Source organism: Acidobacteriota bacterium (assembly GCA_022562055.1).
In the GTDB taxonomy this organism is placed as follows: domain Bacteria; phylum Actinomycetota; class Acidimicrobiia; order Spongiisociales; family UBA5794; genus BMS3BBIN02.
Genome location: JADFQA010000002.1, coordinates 56,408 through 75,112 on the forward strand (window position 1 = coordinate 56,408; position 18,705 = coordinate 75,112).

Annotated in this window: 13 protein-coding genes; 6 read left to right on the forward strand and 7 right to left on the reverse strand. The window is 59.3% G+C overall.

What is annotated here, in order from left to right:
- Positions 1 to 72: 72 nt before the first annotated feature.
- Positions 73 to 1,005: a sigma-70 family RNA polymerase sigma factor gene (locus IIC71_00940; protein MCH7667758.1), complete on the forward strand. Its 933-nt coding sequence runs from the start codon at positions 73 to 75 to the stop codon at positions 1,003 to 1,005.
- A gap of 46 nt (positions 1,006 to 1,051) precedes the next feature.
- Entirely contained in the window at positions 1,052 to 1,321 is a 270-nt protein-coding gene (locus IIC71_00945) for a hypothetical protein (protein MCH7667759.1), read from the forward strand.
- Between the two features lie 28 nt (positions 1,322 to 1,349).
- On the opposite strand, the gene nucS is transcribed toward IIC71_00945, so the two are convergent.
- The 4 genes from nucS to gltB all read right to left on the reverse strand — a co-directional run bounded on the left by nucS (position 1,350) and on the right by gltB (position 8,592).
- Positions 1,350 to 2,009, reverse strand: a complete 660-nt coding sequence (gene nucS / locus IIC71_00950) for an endonuclease NucS (protein ID MCH7667760.1) — start codon at positions 2,007 to 2,009, stop codon at positions 1,350 to 1,352.
- A gap of 38 nt (positions 2,010 to 2,047) precedes the next feature.
- Positions 2,048 to 3,451, reverse strand: coding sequence for a Fe-S cluster assembly protein SufB (gene sufB, locus IIC71_00955; protein ID MCH7667761.1), 1,404 nt, complete (start codon positions 3,449 to 3,451; stop codon positions 2,048 to 2,050).
- A gap of 213 nt (positions 3,452 to 3,664) precedes the next feature.
- Positions 3,665 to 4,093, reverse strand: coding sequence for a peptide-methionine (R)-S-oxide reductase MsrB (gene msrB, locus IIC71_00960; protein ID MCH7667762.1), 429 nt, complete (start codon positions 4,091 to 4,093; stop codon positions 3,665 to 3,667).
- Between the two features lie 113 nt (positions 4,094 to 4,206).
- The gene (gene gltB / locus IIC71_00965; protein ID MCH7667763.1) at positions 4,207 to 8,592 is read right to left on the reverse strand and encodes a glutamate synthase large subunit; all 4,386 of its coding nucleotides are present in this window, start codon (positions 8,590 to 8,592) and stop codon (positions 4,207 to 4,209) included.
- 211 nt (positions 8,593 to 8,803) lie between these two features.
- Between gltB and IIC71_00970 the strand changes: the two genes are divergently transcribed.
- Both IIC71_00970 and IIC71_00975 read left to right on the forward strand, forming a co-directional pair.
- Positions 8,804 to 9,250 carry an NAD(P)H-binding protein gene (locus IIC71_00970; protein ID MCH7667764.1) on the forward strand — a complete coding sequence of 149 codons (447 nt, stop codon included), beginning with the start codon at positions 8,804 to 8,806 and terminating at the stop codon, positions 9,248 to 9,250.
- Positions 9,251 to 9,431: 181 nt separating this feature from the next.
- On the forward strand, positions 9,432 to 10,220 hold the full coding sequence (locus tag IIC71_00975) for an LLM class F420-dependent oxidoreductase (protein ID MCH7667765.1): 789 nt from the start codon (positions 9,432 to 9,434) through the stop codon (positions 10,218 to 10,220).
- A 60-nt stretch (positions 10,221 to 10,280) separates the two neighbouring features.
- Here IIC71_00975 and IIC71_00980 read toward each other — a convergent pair whose 3' ends face one another.
- The 3 genes from IIC71_00980 to IIC71_00990 all read right to left on the reverse strand — a co-directional run bounded on the left by IIC71_00980 (position 10,281) and on the right by IIC71_00990 (position 15,313).
- The gene (locus tag IIC71_00980) at positions 10,281 to 11,264 is read right to left on the reverse strand and encodes an LLM class flavin-dependent oxidoreductase (GenBank protein ID MCH7667766.1); all 984 of its coding nucleotides are present in this window, start codon (positions 11,262 to 11,264) and stop codon (positions 10,281 to 10,283) included.
- Positions 11,265 to 11,396: 132 nt separating this feature from the next.
- Positions 11,397 to 13,157, reverse strand: coding sequence for an ABC transporter ATP-binding protein (locus IIC71_00985; GenBank protein ID MCH7667767.1), 1,761 nt, complete (start codon positions 13,155 to 13,157; stop codon positions 11,397 to 11,399).
- Complete coding sequence (locus tag IIC71_00990) at positions 13,154 to 15,313, reverse strand: ABC transporter ATP-binding protein (protein MCH7667768.1); 2,160 nt, start codon at positions 15,311 to 15,313, stop codon at positions 13,154 to 13,156. The genes IIC71_00985 and IIC71_00990 overlap by 4 nt, the downstream gene beginning before the upstream one ends.
- Between IIC71_00990 and IIC71_00995 the strand changes: the two genes are divergently transcribed.
- Positions 15,312 to 16,589, forward strand: a complete 1,278-nt coding sequence (locus IIC71_00995) for a PQQ-binding-like beta-propeller repeat protein (protein ID MCH7667769.1) — start codon at positions 15,312 to 15,314, stop codon at positions 16,587 to 16,589. The two genes, IIC71_00990 and IIC71_00995, sit on opposite strands and share 2 nt — an antisense overlap.
- Before the next feature lie 43 nt (positions 16,590 to 16,632).
- A complete protein-coding gene (locus tag IIC71_01000; GenBank protein ID MCH7667770.1) occupies positions 16,633 to 18,585 on the forward strand; it encodes a Zn-dependent oligopeptidase in 1,953 nt (650 codons plus the stop codon).
- Positions 18,586 to 18,705 lie beyond the last annotated feature (120 nt).

Below are 18,705 nucleotides of genomic sequence, written 5' to 3' on the forward strand. Positions count from 1 at the left end.
CTGATACCGTCACAGTGAAACATTTGCCGCTTCGACGGAGTGCGCAATGTTCAGAGAGGACAGGGGGTTGCAGTGGCAACATCCGCACAGCGGCTTGCAGCGCACAGCTCGGTGGGAACATATTTGGAGGAGGTCGCAGCACACGATCTCCTGGAGGCAACAGACGAGGTGGCACTCGCTCGCGAGATCGAACACGGCCAGGCCGCGGCCCAACTCCTCACGGAACACACCACAGCGCTTGGCACCGCGCGCAGAGCGACCCTCCGCGAAGCGGTGAAGTCCGGCGATGATGCGCAGACGGCGTTCGTTCAGGCGAACCTGAGACTTGTTGTCTCGATCGCCAAGCGGCACACCGGGCGAGGCCTTGATCTCCTTGATCTGATTCAGGACGGAAACCTAGGTCTCATACATGCCGTCACGAAGTTCGACTGGCGCAGAGGCTACAAGTTCTCTACATATGCAACCTGGTGGATTCGCCAATCGATCACTCGGGGACTTGGCAATCAAGGGCGCACGATTCGGATTCCCGTGCACATGACCGATGCTGTTCGGCTGACGCGCGAGGCCAAACAGGTGCTTACCGAAAAGCTCGGTCGCAACCCGACATTCGATGAGATCGCGGAGTTCTCCGGTTACACCGCCGCCAAGGTCGAACTAGCCTTGGCGACGCCGCAGGACACAGTTTCACTTGACCGTCCGATTGGCGATAACGGCGAAGCCACCTTGAGTGACTTCATCCCCGATCTTTCCGCTGCGGATCACTTCAACGAGGTCGACAATCGGGTCGGATTCGTGCAAGTTGCTGAGGCAATGGCCTATCTCACGCCTAGACAACGGGACGTTTTGACGCTGCGATACGGACTCGATGGCGTATCACCGCGAACGCTCACGACGTGTGGTGCACTACTGGGCGTCACTCGCGAACGGGTGCGCCAGATTGAGTTGCAAGCACTCGACCGCCTTCGCACGGACTCCTTCAACAGTGATTTCCGTAGTCTCCTGTGAGCCGCGGTCTTGTCCCGGCGGGTAGTTGGCAAGCTAATCTTCAGACATGGATTTGATCTTCCTGCTCATCGTGGCCGCCGTCCTTGGAGGTATCGGTGCGCGCCTTGCGGGCCAAAGCAACAACGGGTGTCTCACATCGATCGTCTTGGGACTCATCGGCGCCATGCTCGGGCGATGGGCGGCAGATAAGTTGGACCTCGGGGACATCTGGACGATCACGCTGAGCGACGCGAGGATCCCCGTGTTGTCGACGGTCGTGGGGTCAGCGCTGTTCGTGGCGCTTCTCAATCTGATCAAGGGCAAAGGCGTCAAGTAGCTCTGCCGACGCGCGGCCATGGTTACAGCTAGAACAACCGCAAATGCGGCGAGTCGATGCCGCGTAAGCGGTCGTAATCAATCTCGACCCAGCCAATGCCGCGGTCTACTGCTAGCACGCGGGCTTGAGGTTTCACCACCTGGGCAATGAAGATCCCTCGAACTGGTGCAAGCCGGTCGTCACGATTGAGGAAGTCCAGGTATCTGGTGAGCTGTTCGACACCATCGATGTCACCGCGGCGTTTAATCTCAATCGCGACCGTACCGTCCTGGTCGCTGCGGCACAGCAAGTCAACTGGCCCGATAGGCGTTGGATACTCCCTCCGGATGAGCTCGAGTCCTTCCTCGATCTCACCAGGATGATCTGCCAGCAAACGCTGAAGATCGGCCTCTACACCGTCCTTTTGCAACCCAGGATCATCACCGAGTTCAATAGAGGTCTCGAAAAAGACTTCGCCGAACGTGATCGTCAGGGTCTCCCCCTTCGGATTCGTCACGATCCACCGCTCCCCATCATCAAGGAAGTGGTTCGGGGCGTTCATCCAGTTGAGAGGCTTGTACGCCCCACCATCAGCATGTACCGCAACACAACCATCGGCCTTGACCATCACGAGACGCGTGGCGAGGGGAAGATGGGCGCGCAACCGACCCTCATAATCCACGGTACATTCAGCAATAACGATCCGCATCCCCCAAGGCTACCCCCAAGAGACGGGAGACCCGCTGTCTAGCCGATGGAGCCTTCCATCTGGAGTTCGATGAGGCGATTTAACTCCACGGCGTACTCCATGGGAAGTTCTCTTACGATCGGTTCTATGAAACCGGCAACGATCATTGCCATCGCCTCTTCTTCGGTAAGACCACGCGCCATCAGGTAAAACAGCTGGTCGTCACCGACCTTCGATACGGTGGCCTCGTGGCCGATGTTGGTGTTCGACTCTTCGATCTCGAGATACGGATACGTGTCGGAGCGCGACTTGTCGTCAAGGATCAAGGCATCACAACGGACGAACGCCCGCGAATTCTCGGCGCCTTTTTCGACACGTACGAGACCGCGGTATCCGCCACGACCGCCATCGTGAGAAATCGACTTTGAGACGATGAGCGATGTCGTGTTAGGCGCAACATGTATCATTTTTGCACCGGCATCGAGCACCTGGCCCTTGCCTGCCATGGCGATAGAAAGCACTTCGCCGTGGGCACCTTCCCCCATCAGCCACACTGCTGGATACTTCATCGTGAGCCGCGAACCCAGGTTTCCGTCGATCCACTCCATGGTCGCGTTCTTGTACGCCACGGCCCGCTTCGTCACCAGGTTGTACACGTTGGTAGACCAGTTCTGAATCGTCGTATAACGACAGCGCCCACCCTCCTTTACGATGATCTCAACAACGGCTGAATGCAAGGAATCAGACGAGTAGGTAGGCGCCGAACATCCCTCCACGTAGTGACAGAACGCACCTTTGTCAATGATGATCATCGTGCGCTCGAACTGCCCCATGTTCTCCGCATTGATACGGAAATAGGCCTGTAGTGGCTGATCTATGTTCACACCCGGCGGCACATAGATGAACGAGCCGCCCGACCAGACGGCCGAGTTCAACGCAGCAAACTTGTTGTCATTGGCGGGGATGATCGTGCCAAAATATTCACGCACTAAATCTGGGTATTCACGAACCGCCGTGTCCATGTCGCAGAAGATGACACCCATCTCCTCAAGATCCTCACGGTTGCGGTGGTACACGACCTCAGACTCGTACTGTGCCGTTACTCCGGCGAGATACTTGCGTTCAGCCTGCGGAATGCCCAGCTTCTCGTAGGTCTCTTTGATCGAATCGGGGACCATGTCCCAATCGCTGACTTGCTCGCCTGTCGGCTTGATGTAGTAGTAGATGTCGTCAAAATCGAGATCGTCAAGCAGTCCGCCACCACCCCATGTCGGCATCGGTTTGGCAAGAAAGCGTTTGTACGACTTGAGACGGAACTCGAGCATCCACTCAGGTTCTTTCTTCATCTTTGATATTGAGCGAATGAGTTCTTCGCTCAGTCCCTTTTCGGGCTTAAAGACGTAATCCTCCTCGTCGGCCCAGCCGAGGGAGTACTTTCCGAGGTCAACATCAACAACTGTCACGCGTATTTCTCCGAACTGGATAGCTGCCCTTGCAGTTTAACACTATCCGCGTAGTGTCATTGTCGCACACATTCGGCATCTTGCGTCAGAAAGCGTGCGGAAAATCAGATGACCCACCGAGACAGGGGTGGGAGTGGGGGGGAAGACCGTTCCTGTCTCGGTGAGTCATCGTCATTGGTTACAACGCTCTAGGTCGCGTGCGTGTTCCCGTAGTTACCCGTTCTCTTCCACGTCAAGCGATGCCTCTTGCAAGTCAAGCGATGCCGAATTCATGCAGTACCGCATGCCGGTTGGCTGCGGTCCGTCTGGGAAGATGTGTCCCAGATGAGCGTCGCACGTAGCACACACAACCTCGGTGCGGATCATGCCGAACTTTCGATCCTCGATAGTCCGCACAGCGTCCTCGTTGATCGGTTGGAAAAAGCTCGGCCAACCACTCCCAGACTCGAACTTAGTCGAGGACTCAAACAGCGGTGTGCCGCAGCAAACACAGTTGTACGTGCCATCCGTTTTGGAGTCCCAATACTTGCCGGTGAAGGGCCTCTCGGTGCCTCCCTTGCGAGTTACGTTGAACTGTTCGGGGGTGAGACGCTGGCGCCACTCGGCATCCATGACAGCAGACTCGGTCTTGTGATCAGTCATGAGAACCCTTCTTGTGTCGTGTTCCAACAATTACAACACAGATCGCTGTCAGTTGGTTCCACGTTCATGAAATCTTCACGACGTGCCAAGTGAGTGCGAATTGGCTCGCCGCGCTACGCAACGGTCTCCGAAATGATCGCCAACGGATCGACCCAGGCGGGTGCCACCGGCCTGATCACGGAAAACTCCCTCACCGACGACTCCCACTCTGCCAACAAATCCGCGCCCGTTTCGCTCGCGGTGAGCGCAACGTGCCGCGCGAGTATCTGCTGAAGTTCGTCGGCATCGGATTTCGACAGCGGACCCGGCTCCGCAGCAGTCGGCGCGATGTGGAGGCGTAAAGTCGACTGCGGATCCCAGACAAACAGCACACCGCCGGTCATCCCGGCCGCGACATTGCGCCCGACAGGGCCGAGGCATACGACGGTTCCGCCGGTCATGTATTCGCAACCGTGGTCTGACATCCCCTCAACGACCGTCGTTGCGCCCGAGTTGCGAACCGCGAAACGCTGACCGACCGATCCCGCGATGAATAGTTCCCCGCCGGTTGCGCCGTACAAACACGCATTTCCAGCGCCTTGCACGCGGGAATCTTCCGAACGGTGCGGTGCAATGGACATCACGCCGCCTCCCATACCCTTGCCGACGTAGTCGTTCGCCGTCCCCAGAAGGTGCATCGAGATCCCTGGCGACAGGAAAGCACCAAACGACTGGCCGGCGGTCCCGGAAAGTTGCACGGTCACCGTGCCCTCGGCCGCACCTAACCCATTCGTGAGTTTCGCGATTTCGCCAGACAGCCGTGTCCCCATCGCGCGGTCAGTGTTCCCAATCGGATACGCCAACTCGACGGACGTCCCACGGGCCACCGCCCGACGACCCTCAACCGCCAGGAGTTCGCCGACGTTTGATCGCGCGACGTTCTTGAAGTGGCGGTTCGAGGAGAAGTCAGAGCGTTCAAGACGAGCCACGAATGCCGTCGCTACGGCATCTTTGTCGTTGAGTGGTGCCAACAGATCGGCGCGACCGATGATCTCAGCAATCGTGCGCGCGCCCATGGCGGCGAGATGCGCCCGCATTTCCGCGGCGACATGCCGGAAAAGGGAAATGATCTGGTCAACACTACCGGTGTATTTCGCCCGCAAGTCCTCGCGCTGCGTCGTGATGCCAACGGGGCAGGTGTTGAGGTGGCATTGACGCACCATCTTGCACCCAAGTGCAAGCAGCGGCACAGTCCCCCAACCATATCGGTCGGCACCCAGCAGAGCCGCGACGATTACGTCCCGGCCGGTTCTCATTCCACCGTCCGTCTCGACACTCAAGCCTGATCGAAGCCCGTTGTGTACCAACGCCTGATGTGCCTCCGCAAGACCGAGCTCCCACGGCGACCCCGCGTGTTTGATGCTCGCAAGCGGCGACGCCCCCGTGCCGCCCGCACTTCCTGAGATGGTGACACCGTCGGCGAGCGCCTTGGCAACTCCAACCGCAATCGTTCCGACACCGGGGCCTGATACCAGCTTCACCGACACCCTGGTTAGTGGCGCAAACGTCTTGAGGTCGTAGATCAGCTGAGCAAGGTCTTCAATAGAGTAAATGTCGTGGTGCGGCGGTGGCGATATCAGAGTGATGCCGGCAAGCGTGTGCCGCAACGCTGCAATATCGGGGGTCACCTTGTGGCCGGGCAACTGCCCACCCTCACCCGGCTTGGACCCCTGGGCCATCTTGATTTGGAACTCCTCGGCTGAACTCAAGTAGCCGGGTGTGACACCGAACCTGCCAGAGGCGACCTGTTTGATCCGGGAGTTCTTGGAAGTCCCATAACGTTCGGGGTCTTCACCACCTTCGCCCGAGTTGGACAGGCCACCGATGTAGTTCATCGCTTCCGCGAGTGTTTCGTGTGTCTCGACCGACAGTGCCCCCAACGACATTGCCGCGGTGGTGAACCGACGCATGATCCGCTCGATCGGTTCGACCTCCTCGATGGGAACGGGAGACCCGACCGGACGAATTTCGAGAAGGTCTCGGATCTCAAGCACCGGACGCTCATCTTGGACAACGCTGAGGTACTTGTCCCACTGCTCAACGTCGTCCGATCGGACGGCCTTCTGCAACGCGAGCACCGCCCGCGGACCAGCAATATGGTGAGCGCCGCCGCGGCGGTGTTTGTAGTACCCGCCAATCTCTTCGTCCCCGTCTTCGTACTCGTCGTGCCGCACAGCAATGTCTGCTGCAATGCGGTCCCAGCCGAAACCACCGACACGATGTTGCACACGTCGGAACGCCATGTCGATGACTTCATCGTCGAGACCGATCGTCTCGAAAAGTTCGCTCCCCCGATACGACGCAATCGTGCAGATCCCCATTTTTGACATGATCTTCAGGAGTCCGGTTTCGAGCGAACGACGGTAGTTCTCCTGCGCCTCGATCGGCCCAACGTCGATCGTTCCATCAGCGGCCATGGCGCGCACCTGTTCGATGGCGAGATACGGGTAGACGGCAGAAGCTCCAACACCGATGAGACATGCAAAGTCGTGCGCGTCGCGTGGCTCGCCCGACACCGCGATGATCGACGCGTGAAGACGCAGCCCTTCAGCAATGAGGCGGTGATGGACGGCGCCGACAGCAGCAAGAACCGGTACCGGCGCACGGTCGATAGTCACACCCATGTCTGTGACAACAAGAATCGTCGCACCATCGTTCACAGCATTCGTCGCTGCCTGACAGATATCTTCGAGAGCTTTGACAAGCGCTTCGGATCCGCCGGATGAAAGGTACGTAATGTCGATAACGTGCGACTTGAATTTCTCGTCAGAGTCGCCGGTCAAGGCCTGCAGCTCAGCATTGCTCAGTACGGAGGAACCGAGTTCGAGCATGTGCGCCTGCTGGGCCGTCTCTTCGAGAAGCGAACCGCGCCTACCGACGTAGGTGCGCAGAGACATCACGTGTCGCTCGCGAATCGGATCCATCGGTGGATTGGTGACCTGAGCGAACGCTTGGTGAAAATACCGTGGCAAACGTTGGGGCAACTCTGATAGCGCCGCCAGCCCGGTGTCATGCCCCATGGATAACATTGGATCGGTTCCCTGCGCCATTGGCTGCAGGATGAGACGGCGCTCTTCCGCCGTGTACCCAAACACGCGACTCAGTTTGGTGGCGTCGTAACGCTCGTCCTGTTCAGCGTCGAACGGGTCCTGAACGTAACGCGTCTCGGTCGTGATCCACTCTGCGTATGGCGCCGCCGCCGCGAGGTGCGCGTGGGTCTCGTCGGCGAACATGACCCGGCCGTCCTCGAGGTCGATCAGCAGTATGTCACCAGGTCCGAGTTGACCGGTAGCTACCGCCTCGATTTCATCCGCTGGAGACACGCCGGCTTCGGATGCGACGATGATGACGTCTTCAGTCAAGGTCCACCGAACCGGCCTAAGCCCGTTGCGATCGAGCCCAGCCATCAGCTGGACGCCGTCGCTCGCGGCGATCGCGGCCGGACCATCCCACGGCTCGGTCAAGAACGCGTGGTACTCATAGAAGGCCCTCATGTCATCCGAGAGGTCAGCAACGTTCTCCCATGCCGCCGGCATCAGCATCTCTTTCGTGTGGGCGATCGACCGACCAGACCTCACGAGAACTTCCATAGCGTTGTCCAGAGAGGCAGAGTCCGATCCGACAGGTTCGATCAACGGGTTCAGGTCCGCGAGGCGATCACCCCACAGCTCGCTAACCAAGTCGTTGCTGCGCGCCGCCATCCAACTGCGGTTCGCCTGCACTGTGTTGATCTCGCCGTTATGCGCGAGCATGCGGAACGGCTGCGCCATGCTCCAGGCGGGAAAAGTGTTTGTCGAATAGCGCTGGTGGAAAATAGCAAAGTCAGTCTCGTACATCGGATCGACAAGGTCCCAATAGAACATCTCGACCGTTGAAGCAAGAAACAGACCCTTGTAAACCACAGTCCGGCTGGAGGCCGAGCAGATGAACAAGCCATCGGCCTCGGTTTGCTTCGACGCACATCGGCGGGCAAGGTACATCTTGCGTTCGAGTTCGTCGCCCGAAATACCGCGATCGGCAGAAACGAGAAGTTGCTCGATGACTGGTAGGGAAGCACGCGCCGTCTCGGACAAAATCGTCGTGCCCACGGGGACTTTCCGCCACCCGAGAACGGTAAGTTGCTCGCGCCGCGCTGCCTCCTCAACAACCATCCGCGACGTGCTGGTGTCTTCGCGGGGCAAGAACACCATGAACACGCCAAGCTGTCCCTCTCCAACTGGGTCGATACCCATGCGCATCAAATCGCGTTCTAACAACTTGAAGGGGATGCGAGTCATGAGCCCGGCGCCGTCACCCGTCCCGTCGGCAGAGCGCGCCCCGCGGTGATCCAGCGCGTGGAGACATCGGACGGCGGTTTCGAGAAGTCGATGTGAGCGACGCGCCCGACGGTCGGCGACGAAACCGACGCCGCATGCGTCCCGAACATCCGCAGGGTCATAGAACAGTTCGTGGTCTGTCATCTCGTTTCACCTCCGACGGGTACTGGACGTCGCGCCGACGCGAGGACCCTCAACTACCGGCAACTACCGGCAACTACCAACGTCCTGGGACACGGGAGCAGTGTCAACTCTGCCCGACAACGCCATTGCACCTTACGGAATGTGGCTGAATGTGCAAAACCGTGCATACGGGGCCGCAACGATGCACCTATGCACCGGTTACGCTACCTCCATGCCGGCAATCGTCATCGGGGCCGACACACCCCAAGGTGTACGCATTCTCGAGGCGCTTGCCAACCGGGAAGGTGACCTGCGAGCCTTCGTAAGTACACCAGAGGCGCGCGCCGAACTTGTCGCGAAGGGCATACGAGCCGCGAACGGGGACGTGTCCGACGGAACTCACGTTGGCAGCGCCGCGATCGGAGCGTTCTGCGCCGTGTGCATCTCGACTGCGACTCACGACGACCGTGAACGATCATTCGCATCAACACCGGCCGCGGTTGTCTCCCAATGGGCAGAGGGTCTCAAGGACGCCGGCGTCCGACGAATCATCTGGGTGTCGTGCGACGACGTGGACGGGTCGCCGCTAAGCCAGATCGGGGCGACCTTCGTGTCCGTCGACTTCGACGACACAACGCCGGGGGCAATCCTCGATCTGGTCGACGCCGACACGCTTTGACGGAGCCTGGTTGCGCCGTGCCCGGATAGCGGCAGAGCCTCTGCGGTCACGTCGTTTTGGGCGACTCAGATGCCATACCGAGTCCGACCCGGCCGCGGGAAGGAAGGCGATCGGGTGCACCGTTAGTCGGTTTGTTAAAACGCGGTAGTGTCGACGTCATGCCACGAAGGGATGTTTCGCAATGAACGATCACGTCGAAATAGCTGTGCAGCTCCATCCGCAGCATGCTGACTACTCCGATATCCGAGACGCCGTTGGTCGAGCCGAGGACGCGGGATTCGACATCCTCTACAACTGGGATCACTTCTACCCGCTGTACGGCGACGCTGACGGGAAACACTTCGAGTGCTGGACGATGCTCGGGGCCTGGGCAGAACAGACCTCCCGCATCAAGATCGGGGCGCTGGTAACGTGCAACTCGTACCGCAACCCAGAACTCCTCGCAGACATGGCGCGCACCGTCGACCACATGTCGGGCGGGCGACTCGTGTTCGGGATTGGGTCGGGCTGGTTCGAGCGCGACTACGACGAGTTTGGATACGAATTCGGGACGGCGGGCGACCGTTTGCGGTCCCTCGACGCTGCATTGCCACGCATCAAGGAACGCTGGTCAAAGTCGAACCCGGCACCGTCGGATATTCCCATTCTCATCGGCGGGGGCGGCGAAAAGGTCACCCTGAGAATTGTCGCCGAACATGCCCAGGTGTGGCACTATTTCGGCAGTCCTGACGAAATGAAGCGCAAGAGCGAGATCCTCGACGAGTGGTGCGCCAAGGTCGGTCGCGACCCGAAAGAGATCCGCCGGGCGGTCTCGACTCAGGGTCCAGAAACACAGATGCTTGAGGACGCCGACATGTACTACGACCTTGGGTACCGCGAGTTCACGCTCGGTCTCAACGGCCCCGACTACAACATGGACGTCGCAAAAGAGTGGCTCGCCTGGCGAGACAACAAGAACGCCCAAACATAACCCCACTATCTGTTTTGGCATCCAATAGTGCACCATGGTGCACTATTGGATGCCAGAAAATCAATACTCTGCCAGGTAGGCGAGAATATTGACCATTATTTTGCGGTCGCCGGTGAGCAGGTTGATCGCCCCGACCGTGACCCCCGCCTCGGAGAACTCGACGAGCCGGTCGCGGATCGCACCCATCGGCCCCACAAGAGAAACCGCATCGACTACCTCGTCGGTCAACGCTGCAGCCACTGCTCCTCTGTCCCCCGCCGCAAACCCCTCGGCAACCTTGCTAGCAGCCTCCTCGAACCCGCACCATGCAAGAAACCTGTTGTAGACGGGCTGGGCAAAATACGGACCAAAAGCTCGACGGATTAGGTCACGCCCTTCGTCGAGATCGTCGGTCACCACGGTATGGAACCGTGCCATCACACCGAACGAGTCTGGCAAGTCTCGCCCGGTTAACGCGGCGCCCTTCCTAGACAGCGCGATCTGCTTTGCCACGACATTTGCTGGCATCAGGTTAAGACAGACGCCGTCCCCAACCTCGCCGGAGGTTCTCAACATTCCGGGACCCAGAGCACCGACATACACATCGCACACACCCACGGCCGGACCCGCAAGACGGAAGCCGGACATCTGCGCCGTGTCCGTCGTTACGCTACGCGCCCCACCGATGGCCTGCTTCACTCCGTCCACCATGTCGCGCACTCGAGACCGTGGTGGGTCGAACGTACGGTCATGCCATGACTCGACAATCAACTGCGAAGAAGCGCCAATCCCCAAATGAAACGCCCTGCCTTCGAGCAATTGACTTATGGTGACAGCGCCCATTGCGTGGAGGGCAACGCTGCGATTTGCTGCAGCAACGACTGCGACGCCGATCTCCATATATTGCGTTGCACTGGCAATTCCCCCGGCAAGCGAGAACGCCTCCGGGCCGGCGACCTCGGACAGCCACACTTCGCGCACTCCTCGCCGTTCGACCTGAACGCACAGCAGCACGGCGTCGGCAGCGCTGAGGGATGGCGCTGTTGGACTCGCAGCGATTCGCATGATTCTCCATCTGGGGGAAACTTCTTGGATTCTGGCGCTTTGTCATGCGATATACGGGATGAGAAAGCGCCAGAATCCACGATTTTCGTCTACGTTACTTGGGCGCGCAGAACCTTTGCCGACGGGGGTACGTCACGACAGCCCGCGCTTCCAGGCGTCCACGAGTTCTTTGTATGGTTCGCTCGATTCGAGGAGCTGCTCGTGGGTCCCGTCCGCAATGATCGCACCCGCGTCGATCATGATGACCCGGTCGGCCCGTTCGGCGCTGTGAAGTCGGTGTGCAATGACGACCGATGTGCGACCGCTCAACAGCGTGCGCAACGCGGCCTCGATCTCGAGCTCCTTCTGGGGGTCGAGGTTTGACGTCGCCTCATCAAGCACGATGACAACCGGGTCGACCAGAAGGGCTCTGGCCAGCGCAATGAGCTGTCGCTCTCCCGACGAAAACCGACTCCCTCGCTCGCGGACCTCGGTGTCGAGACCTTCAGGAAGCATGTGCAGCCACTGCGCAATCCCCATTGTTTCGCACACCGCCAAAATCTGGTCGTCGGTTGCGTCCGGTGCGCCATACCGGAGGTTGTCGCGCAATGTGGCGTTAAAGAGAAAGTCATCTTGAGGAATCAGTGCCACCGAAACAGCGCGGCTTGCGTGGGTGAGCGTTCTCAAGTCCTCATTGTCCAGTGCCACCGAGCCGCTGGAGGGGTCGTAAAAGCGCATGAAGAGTTTGGCTATCGTCGACTTCCCCGCCCCGGTTTGGCCGACTATCGCCAACCGTTGACCGGCAGGAACGACCAGGTCGACACTCTTGAGAACCAACCTCTCCGGTTCGTAACCAAACGACACTGACGAGAGCGAGAGCCTGCCCTCGACGGGCAGCGCGACGTCAACAGCGTCCGCTGCCTCCACAACCTCAACGGTTGTGTCGACGACGGCGAACAGTTTGTGCAGCGCCGCGACCGCGGACTGCCCGAGGTTGTACACGTTTGCGAGGTTGATGATCGGCATGAAGAACCAGTCAACGTACAGCAAGAACGCGATGAGCGTGCCAAGGGTGAGGCTGCCGTCGATGACACGACTGCCTCCGAAGGCAAGCACCGCGCCGACCGCAAGGCTTCGCAGGAACGCAACCGTTGGGAAGTAGATCGAGATCGCCCGCGCTGTGCTCATATTTGCTTCGAAGTACTTTTCGTTGATCCTCTGGAACGCCCTTGCCTGACCGGACTCCTGTGTAAACGCTTGGACGACGCGGACGCCGGTGATCCCCTCTTGGAGAAGGGCGAGCACGCCACCGATCCTTTCACGGACTTGTGCATACGACTCGGCAACCCACCGCTGAAACACCGCTGATATTGCGACGAGGACCGCAATGATCCCGAGGATCGGGAGCGCCATCCGTACATCGACAAGGACAAGCGCGACCGCGACACCCAACACCGTGAGACCGTTCGACAGTGCCATCACAGCCCCCTCGTTCACGAATTCGGTCATCGACTCAATATCAGAAGTCATCCGCGAGACGAGCACCCCGGCCTTAGTGCGGTCGTAGAACGGCATGTCGAGCGTCATCAGAGTCGAGAACACTTTGCTGCGGAAATGTTCAAGGTAATCCTCACCGAGCCGGGCTACCGCAAACTGGGCGATTCGCTGAGCGACGTACTGGACGACCAGCAGGCCCAGACCAATCACTGACACGACGGTGATCACGGTGGTGTCGCCCACCTCGATGCCGTCGTCAACACCGACCCGAACAGCGATCGGGATGAGCAGTCGTGCCACCGTCGCGATAACCGTGAGCCCTATCGCAATCGTGGCGCGCCCCTTGAGATGGGCACCCATTCGGACCGCACGCCAAATCACACGGTCTCTCACCGAGGCGTCTACCGTGGCGCTCATCGGATTCCTACCCTTGCATTCCCCGCCGCGTCCTCTGCTGCGAGTACCTCGGCGTACCGAGGGATCGTCGCCATGAGTTCATCATGTGTCCCCGACGCGACAATCCGCCCTTCCTCCAGAAACAGCACCCGATCCACAAGCGCGAGAGTCGAAGTGCGGTGTGCGATGATCACCGTAGTCCGCCCCTGCATCACCCGCCGCAACGCCGCCTGAATCTCGGCTTCGACGATTGCGTCGATCGAAGACGTCGCATCGTCGAGGATCAACACACGGGGATCGCGCAGCACGGCGCGGGCAAGAGCAACTCTCTGTCGCTGCCCGCCAGAGAGTGAATGGCCCCGCTCGCCGACGACGGTGTCGTAACTATCGGGCATTTCGCATATAAATTCGTGAGCACGTGCTAGTCGGGCCGCGGCACGCACCGAATCGTCCGACGCACCTGGTGCCCCGAGGGCGATGTTGTCTCGGATGCTTGCGGAGAAGAGGTAGGTGTCCTGGAACACAATCGCAGTCTCGCGCCGAAGATCGTCCAAAGAGAGACTGCGCACATCCACGCCGTCAATAGACACAGCTCCCTCAGCGACATCATGAAACCGCGGAATCAGGTGCGCCAGCGTCGTCTTACCAGAGCCGGTCGCACCAACGAGCGCAACCGATTCCCCGCCGCGGATGACAACGTCGACGTTGTGGAGAATCGCGGGTCCGTCTGGGTAAGTAAATGAAACGTTCTTGAATTCGATACGTCCGGGTCCGTCCGGCAGCCGCTGTGGATTCCGCGGAGCAAGAATCTCGGGTTCTGTTTCCAACAGATTCCGGACCCTGGTCGCAGCCACCGCTCCCCGAGGCAGGTTCGCAAAGAACCATCCTGTGATCCTGATCGGCATGATCAACACGCCGAGGTATTGGAGAAAGGCGACGAAGTCGCCGAACGAGATCGCGCCGTTGACTAGGCGCGTCCCACCGAGCCACACGACCACGATTCTGGCTGCCGACGGGATCACCTCAAGGACCGGAGCGTAGACGGAAGCGTATTTCGCAATGCTCAGCGACGACTCCTTGATGTCGGCGGCGGCGGCCTCAAGACGAGCCTGCTCCTGCGCCTCCTGGCCATAGGCCTTCACGACCTGAATACCACTCACCGCCTCTTCGACAACTTGTGAATAACCGGCGTGGCGTTCCTGCAATTGCGCAGACAGCGGAAGCACACGGCGCGAGTACTTGGTTACGAACACGAAAAGCAGTGGGATCATCGCTATGGAGGCGAGTCCCAATATCAAGTCGATCCACAGCAGCACCGCTCCGACAACCACGAACATCCCGAGGTTTGCAATGGTGATCGGCGCCATGGCAAAGATGAGCCGTACCTGGGACAGGTCCGACGATGCGCGTGCCATCAACTCGCCAGGACTCGTCACATCGTGAAATCCGAATGTGAGACGTTGCATATGTTCGAAGAGGCGATTACGCAGATCAGCTTCGGCGCGATACGAATACAAGAATCCGTAATAGCGGCGGAGTCCAATGCCGACGCTTTGCAAAAGGCCGGCAGCGACGAACCAGCCAATGATCGGATACAGCCCAGCCACGGACGCCCCGTTGCGCCCAATTTCGTCGATAGCTGCCCGCGTCAGGAGCGGCATGGCCACGATCATGATCATCCACAACAACGCACCGAGGATCGACTTGGTAGCTTCTCTGCGATAGCGAAAGAGGGTAGAGACAAGGAGCCCCACACCTGGTCTGGCCGCAGATGAGCGCAGCCCTGCCGTCTCCTTGTTATTCATTGCAACAAGAGTACCTGGACCGCTGACGCGCCAAGGCGTCGCCAGTTCGACAGCCGCGGATGCGAATGCGTTTACAATCCCCGATGTGAACCGCTGGGCACTCGGATGTGGGACCGCATTGCTGCTGGCAGCGTGCACCACGGGATCGGCCGGTACATCGGTGCCCTCGGACGCTGCCACCAGTCTTCCCCCACAATCAACGACGTCGGCCGCGTCACCGGCGACTCCCCCAACCTCGCCGCCGATCTCCACAACAACGAGCACAACCTCCACCACAACAACGAGCACGACTACAACAACGACACGGGCGCCCTTCACCGTCAACGCAGCGAACGTCGGAACGACGTGGGGAGAGGTCGTCGGGGTAACCATGTTCCGTGGTAATCCGACCCGCACGTTCTACGGAACCGGACCTGTTGCGACAGATCCCGAACCGTTGTGGCGGTATCCAGACAGCCCGATGTGCGGTTTTTCTGCCGTGGGAGGCGAAGACAAGTACTGGTGTGGCACCGGGTGGACGGGCCAGCCGGTTATCTGGGAACGCCCCGACGGCATCACCGAACTGATCTTCGGCGCCTACGACAAACAGGTGCATTTCGTCAATGCCGCCGACGGGACACCGACACGGAACCCATTTTTCATCGGAGACATCATCAAGGGTTCGGTCGTACTAGACCCTGACGGATATGCGCTCCTCTATGTGGGCTCGCGGGCCGATCGCTACAGCATCATTGCTTTGGATCGAGAGGACCCGGTGGAAATTTGGTCGCTGCCGAGCAACTCCGTGAAGGGAAAGTGGAACAACGACTGGGATTCGTCGCCAATCATCATTGATGACTACCTGCTCGAAGGCGGCGAGAACTCGTGGTGGTTCGCCGTGAAGCTGAACAGGTCGGTCGGCGATGATGGACTCGTAGCCATCGACCCCGAGATTGCTTTCTCGATGCCCGTATGGACCGACGAACTCGTAGCCAAGGTTGGTTCGCAACACAGCATTGAAAGCTCAACGGTCATGTCGGGCGGCGTTGCCTACGTGGGCACCGGCGCGGGGCGCATCATCGGAATCGACATCCCTTCAATCGCAATGGGGGACCCGAAGCTGGTGTTCGACTTTTGGGTGGGTGACGACGTGGATGCCACGATCGTGACCGATGCTGCGGGCGCTTTATATGTCGCATCAGAGATCGACCTTGCCACATCTCGCGGTACGGAGCTGGGTCAACTAATGAAACTGGACCCGGCGCTTGATGATCCGCTCGTTTGGTCGATTCCTATCCCGGGTTCCGGTGCACGGGCGGGAGGCGTGTGGGCGACGCCGGCACTTGAAAACGACGTGCTGTACGTGGCGACCAACACCGGCAACCTACTCGCTGTCGATACGCGTACGGGCGCAATCCTCGACACCGACACGATTGGCGGCCACGCGTGGTCGTCACCAAACATCGTCGACAAAACGCTGATAGTGGCCATCAACTGCGAATCCGTCCCCGCCCTACGAGCCTACGACCTCACTACGCCCGGAGAGTTAGTGCAGATTTGGGAAATGCCGACCGGGACAGGCTGCATCGAGTCGACCCCGGTCATTTGGAACGGACGAATGTACGTCGGTTCTCGCGACGGGTTTTTCTACGCGTTCGGCGATCAGTAGCAGACCACCAATTGTCCCTTGTCTAGAGGCTAACCTCGCGGCCATGTTGCACGACTACACGACCATACAGAAGGGCGACGTTGCTGCGTCCACCGGGGCCGCTCTAGAAACTGCTGAATCGATCATTGAAGGTCTCGTTTCAGAAACAGGTACCCGCACTTTCGAGAACACGCTGTTTGCGCTTGAGCGTGCAGGAAAGGTCCTCGCTGACTCGTATGGCATGGGGCCTTTCATGGCCCGCGTCCATCCCGATCCGGATGTTCGTGCTGAGGCGAGTGAATGGGAAGAAAAGGTTTCGAAGTGGGGCAACGACCTCGTCTTTCGTTCAGATCTCGCGGCCGCTGTGAAGACCTTTGCCGGTACCGAAGAAGCCGGGACACTCACCGGGACGAAACGGCGGCTTCTTGACGAGTGGTTGCGCGATCTACGCAGGGCGGGCCACGACCTCGACGAGAGTGCACGCACGAAACTCCAGAGCCTGCAGGATCGCTTGATCGAGCTACAGGTCGCCTTCGAGCGCAACCTAGGCGAGTTTGAAGACGGCATCGACATGACTCGAGACGAGCTAGATGGCATGCAAGACGGGTACGTCGAGGGTCTTGCAAAGAACGACGACGGCACCTACCAGGTGACCATGGCATACCCGGACTACCTACCGTTTATCGAGCAAGCCAGGAACCGCGAACTTCGCAAGAATCTGCAGTTCAAGTTTTGGAACATGGCCGCGCCGGACAACAGTGAACTCCTCGCTGAAGCCGTCGGTGTGCGCGCCGACATCGCGGCTATTTTCGGGCACGCCTCGTGGGCAGACCATGTGCTTGAAGTGAAAATGGCGAAGACGCCCTCGGCGGTCGAGGACTTCTACGAATCGGTTATTCCCGGCCTCACCGTCAAAGCTATCGCCGAGCGCACGATCCTCGAAACGATGCTCCATAAGGAACACGAAGGGCCACTACAGCCCTGGGATTGGATGTTCTACGCCAACGAACAGCGCAAGGCTGACTTTGGCATCGATCCGAACGAGGTCGCCGCGTACTTTGCGCTGGACCAGGTCATCGACGGTATGTTCGAGATCACCGGTGACGTATTCGGGCTGGAGTACTCGAAGGTGGAGACTGCCGATGCGTGGCACGAAGATGTGACGCTATTCGAGATTCGCAACAAGGGCGGCTCGGAGGCGATCGCTTATTTTTACGCCGACCTGTTCCCGCGCGAGGGGAAGTTCGGTCATGCCGCGGCGTTTCCAATCCTCTACGGCCTCCGACAAGACGACGGTTCATACAGAAAGCCGGTTGCGGCGATCGTCGCCAATTTCACTAAACCGACCGCGACGCAGCCGGCGCTGCTCAAACACAGCGAAGCGTTGACATTGTTCCACGAGTTCGGCCACATTCTTCACTTCTGCCTCACTACCGTGGATCTCTTGCGGTTCTCCGGATACGACACCGAAGGCGACTTTGTTGAGGCACCGTCGCAAATCATGGAACATTGGATGTGGCAGCCAGACGTTCTGAGGCGTTTCGCAAGACATCACGAAACGGGTGAAACGATCCCGGTGGATCTGGTGAATCGACTGGTCGAGGCACGCGATCTCCACATCGGTCTGCAGATGATGAGACAGGTGTCATTCGGCAAGGCCGACATGATGTTGCACGGCAGCGCCACCAGTGGAGATCTCGAGACAATCAGCCGTGCTGCCAACGAGTTCACCCAACTGCCGTTTCACGAAGGCACCGACTTCCTTGCGTCTTTCGGCCACCTGATGGGTGGGTACGACGCCGGCTATTACGGCTATTTGTGGTCAAAGGTATACGGGGATGACATGTTCTCTGAGTTCCAGCGTGTCGGCGTGACCAGCCCCGAGGTTGGCCAACGCTATCGAGACGAGATCCTCGCCGTCGGTGGTTCTCGCGACGCTATCGATCACTTGAGAGCATTCCTGGGCCGCGAGCCGTCGAGCAACGCGTTCCTCAGGAACCTTGGGCTCGAGGTCTAGTAGTTCGCAGGCGACGAGACTTTTAGACCGGTTGCGTAGTTGCACGAACCCACACCGTATTGAGCGATGCGTATGGAAGTCGTCCGGTCAAGCGAGCTATGGTCATGGTGTCCCTAGACA

Excerpts from the sequence above, each read along its gene's own strand:
- IIC71_00970 (MCH7667764.1), top strand. The coding sequence starts at position 8,804 with ATGCCGGCAATCGTCATCGGGGCCGACACACCCCAAGGTGTACGCATT.
- IIC71_00945 (MCH7667759.1), top strand. The coding sequence starts at position 1,052 with ATGGATTTGATCTTCCTGCTCATCGTGGCCGCCGTCCTTGGAGGTATC.
- IIC71_00995 (MCH7667769.1), top strand. The coding sequence starts at position 15,312 with ATGTTCCGTGGTAATCCGACCCGCACGTTCTACGGAACCGGACCTGTT.
- IIC71_01000 (MCH7667770.1), top strand. The coding sequence starts at position 16,633 with ATGTTGCACGACTACACGACCATACAGAAGGGCGACGTTGCTGCGTCC.
- IIC71_00975 (MCH7667765.1), top strand. The coding sequence starts at position 9,432 with ATGAACGATCACGTCGAAATAGCTGTGCAGCTCCATCCGCAGCATGCT.
- msrB (MCH7667762.1), bottom strand. The coding sequence starts at position 4,093 with ATGACTGATCACAAGACCGAGTCTGCTGTCATGGATGCCGAGTGGCGC.
- nucS (MCH7667760.1), bottom strand. The coding sequence starts at position 2,009 with ATGCGGATCGTTATTGCTGAATGTACCGTGGATTATGAGGGTCGGTTG.
- gltB (MCH7667763.1), bottom strand. The coding sequence starts at position 8,592 with ATGACAGACCACGAACTGTTCTATGACCCTGCGGATGTTCGGGACGCA.
- IIC71_00990 (MCH7667768.1), bottom strand. The coding sequence starts at position 15,313 with ATGGTTACCCCGACGACCTCTCCCCACGTCGTTCCGACGTTCGCTGCG.
- IIC71_00980 (MCH7667766.1), bottom strand. The coding sequence starts at position 11,264 with ATGCGAATCGCTGCGAGTCCAACAGCGCCATCCCTCAGCGCTGCCGAC.
- IIC71_00985 (MCH7667767.1), bottom strand. The coding sequence starts at position 13,157 with ATGAGCGCCACGGTAGACGCCTCGGTGAGAGACCGTGTGATTTGGCGT.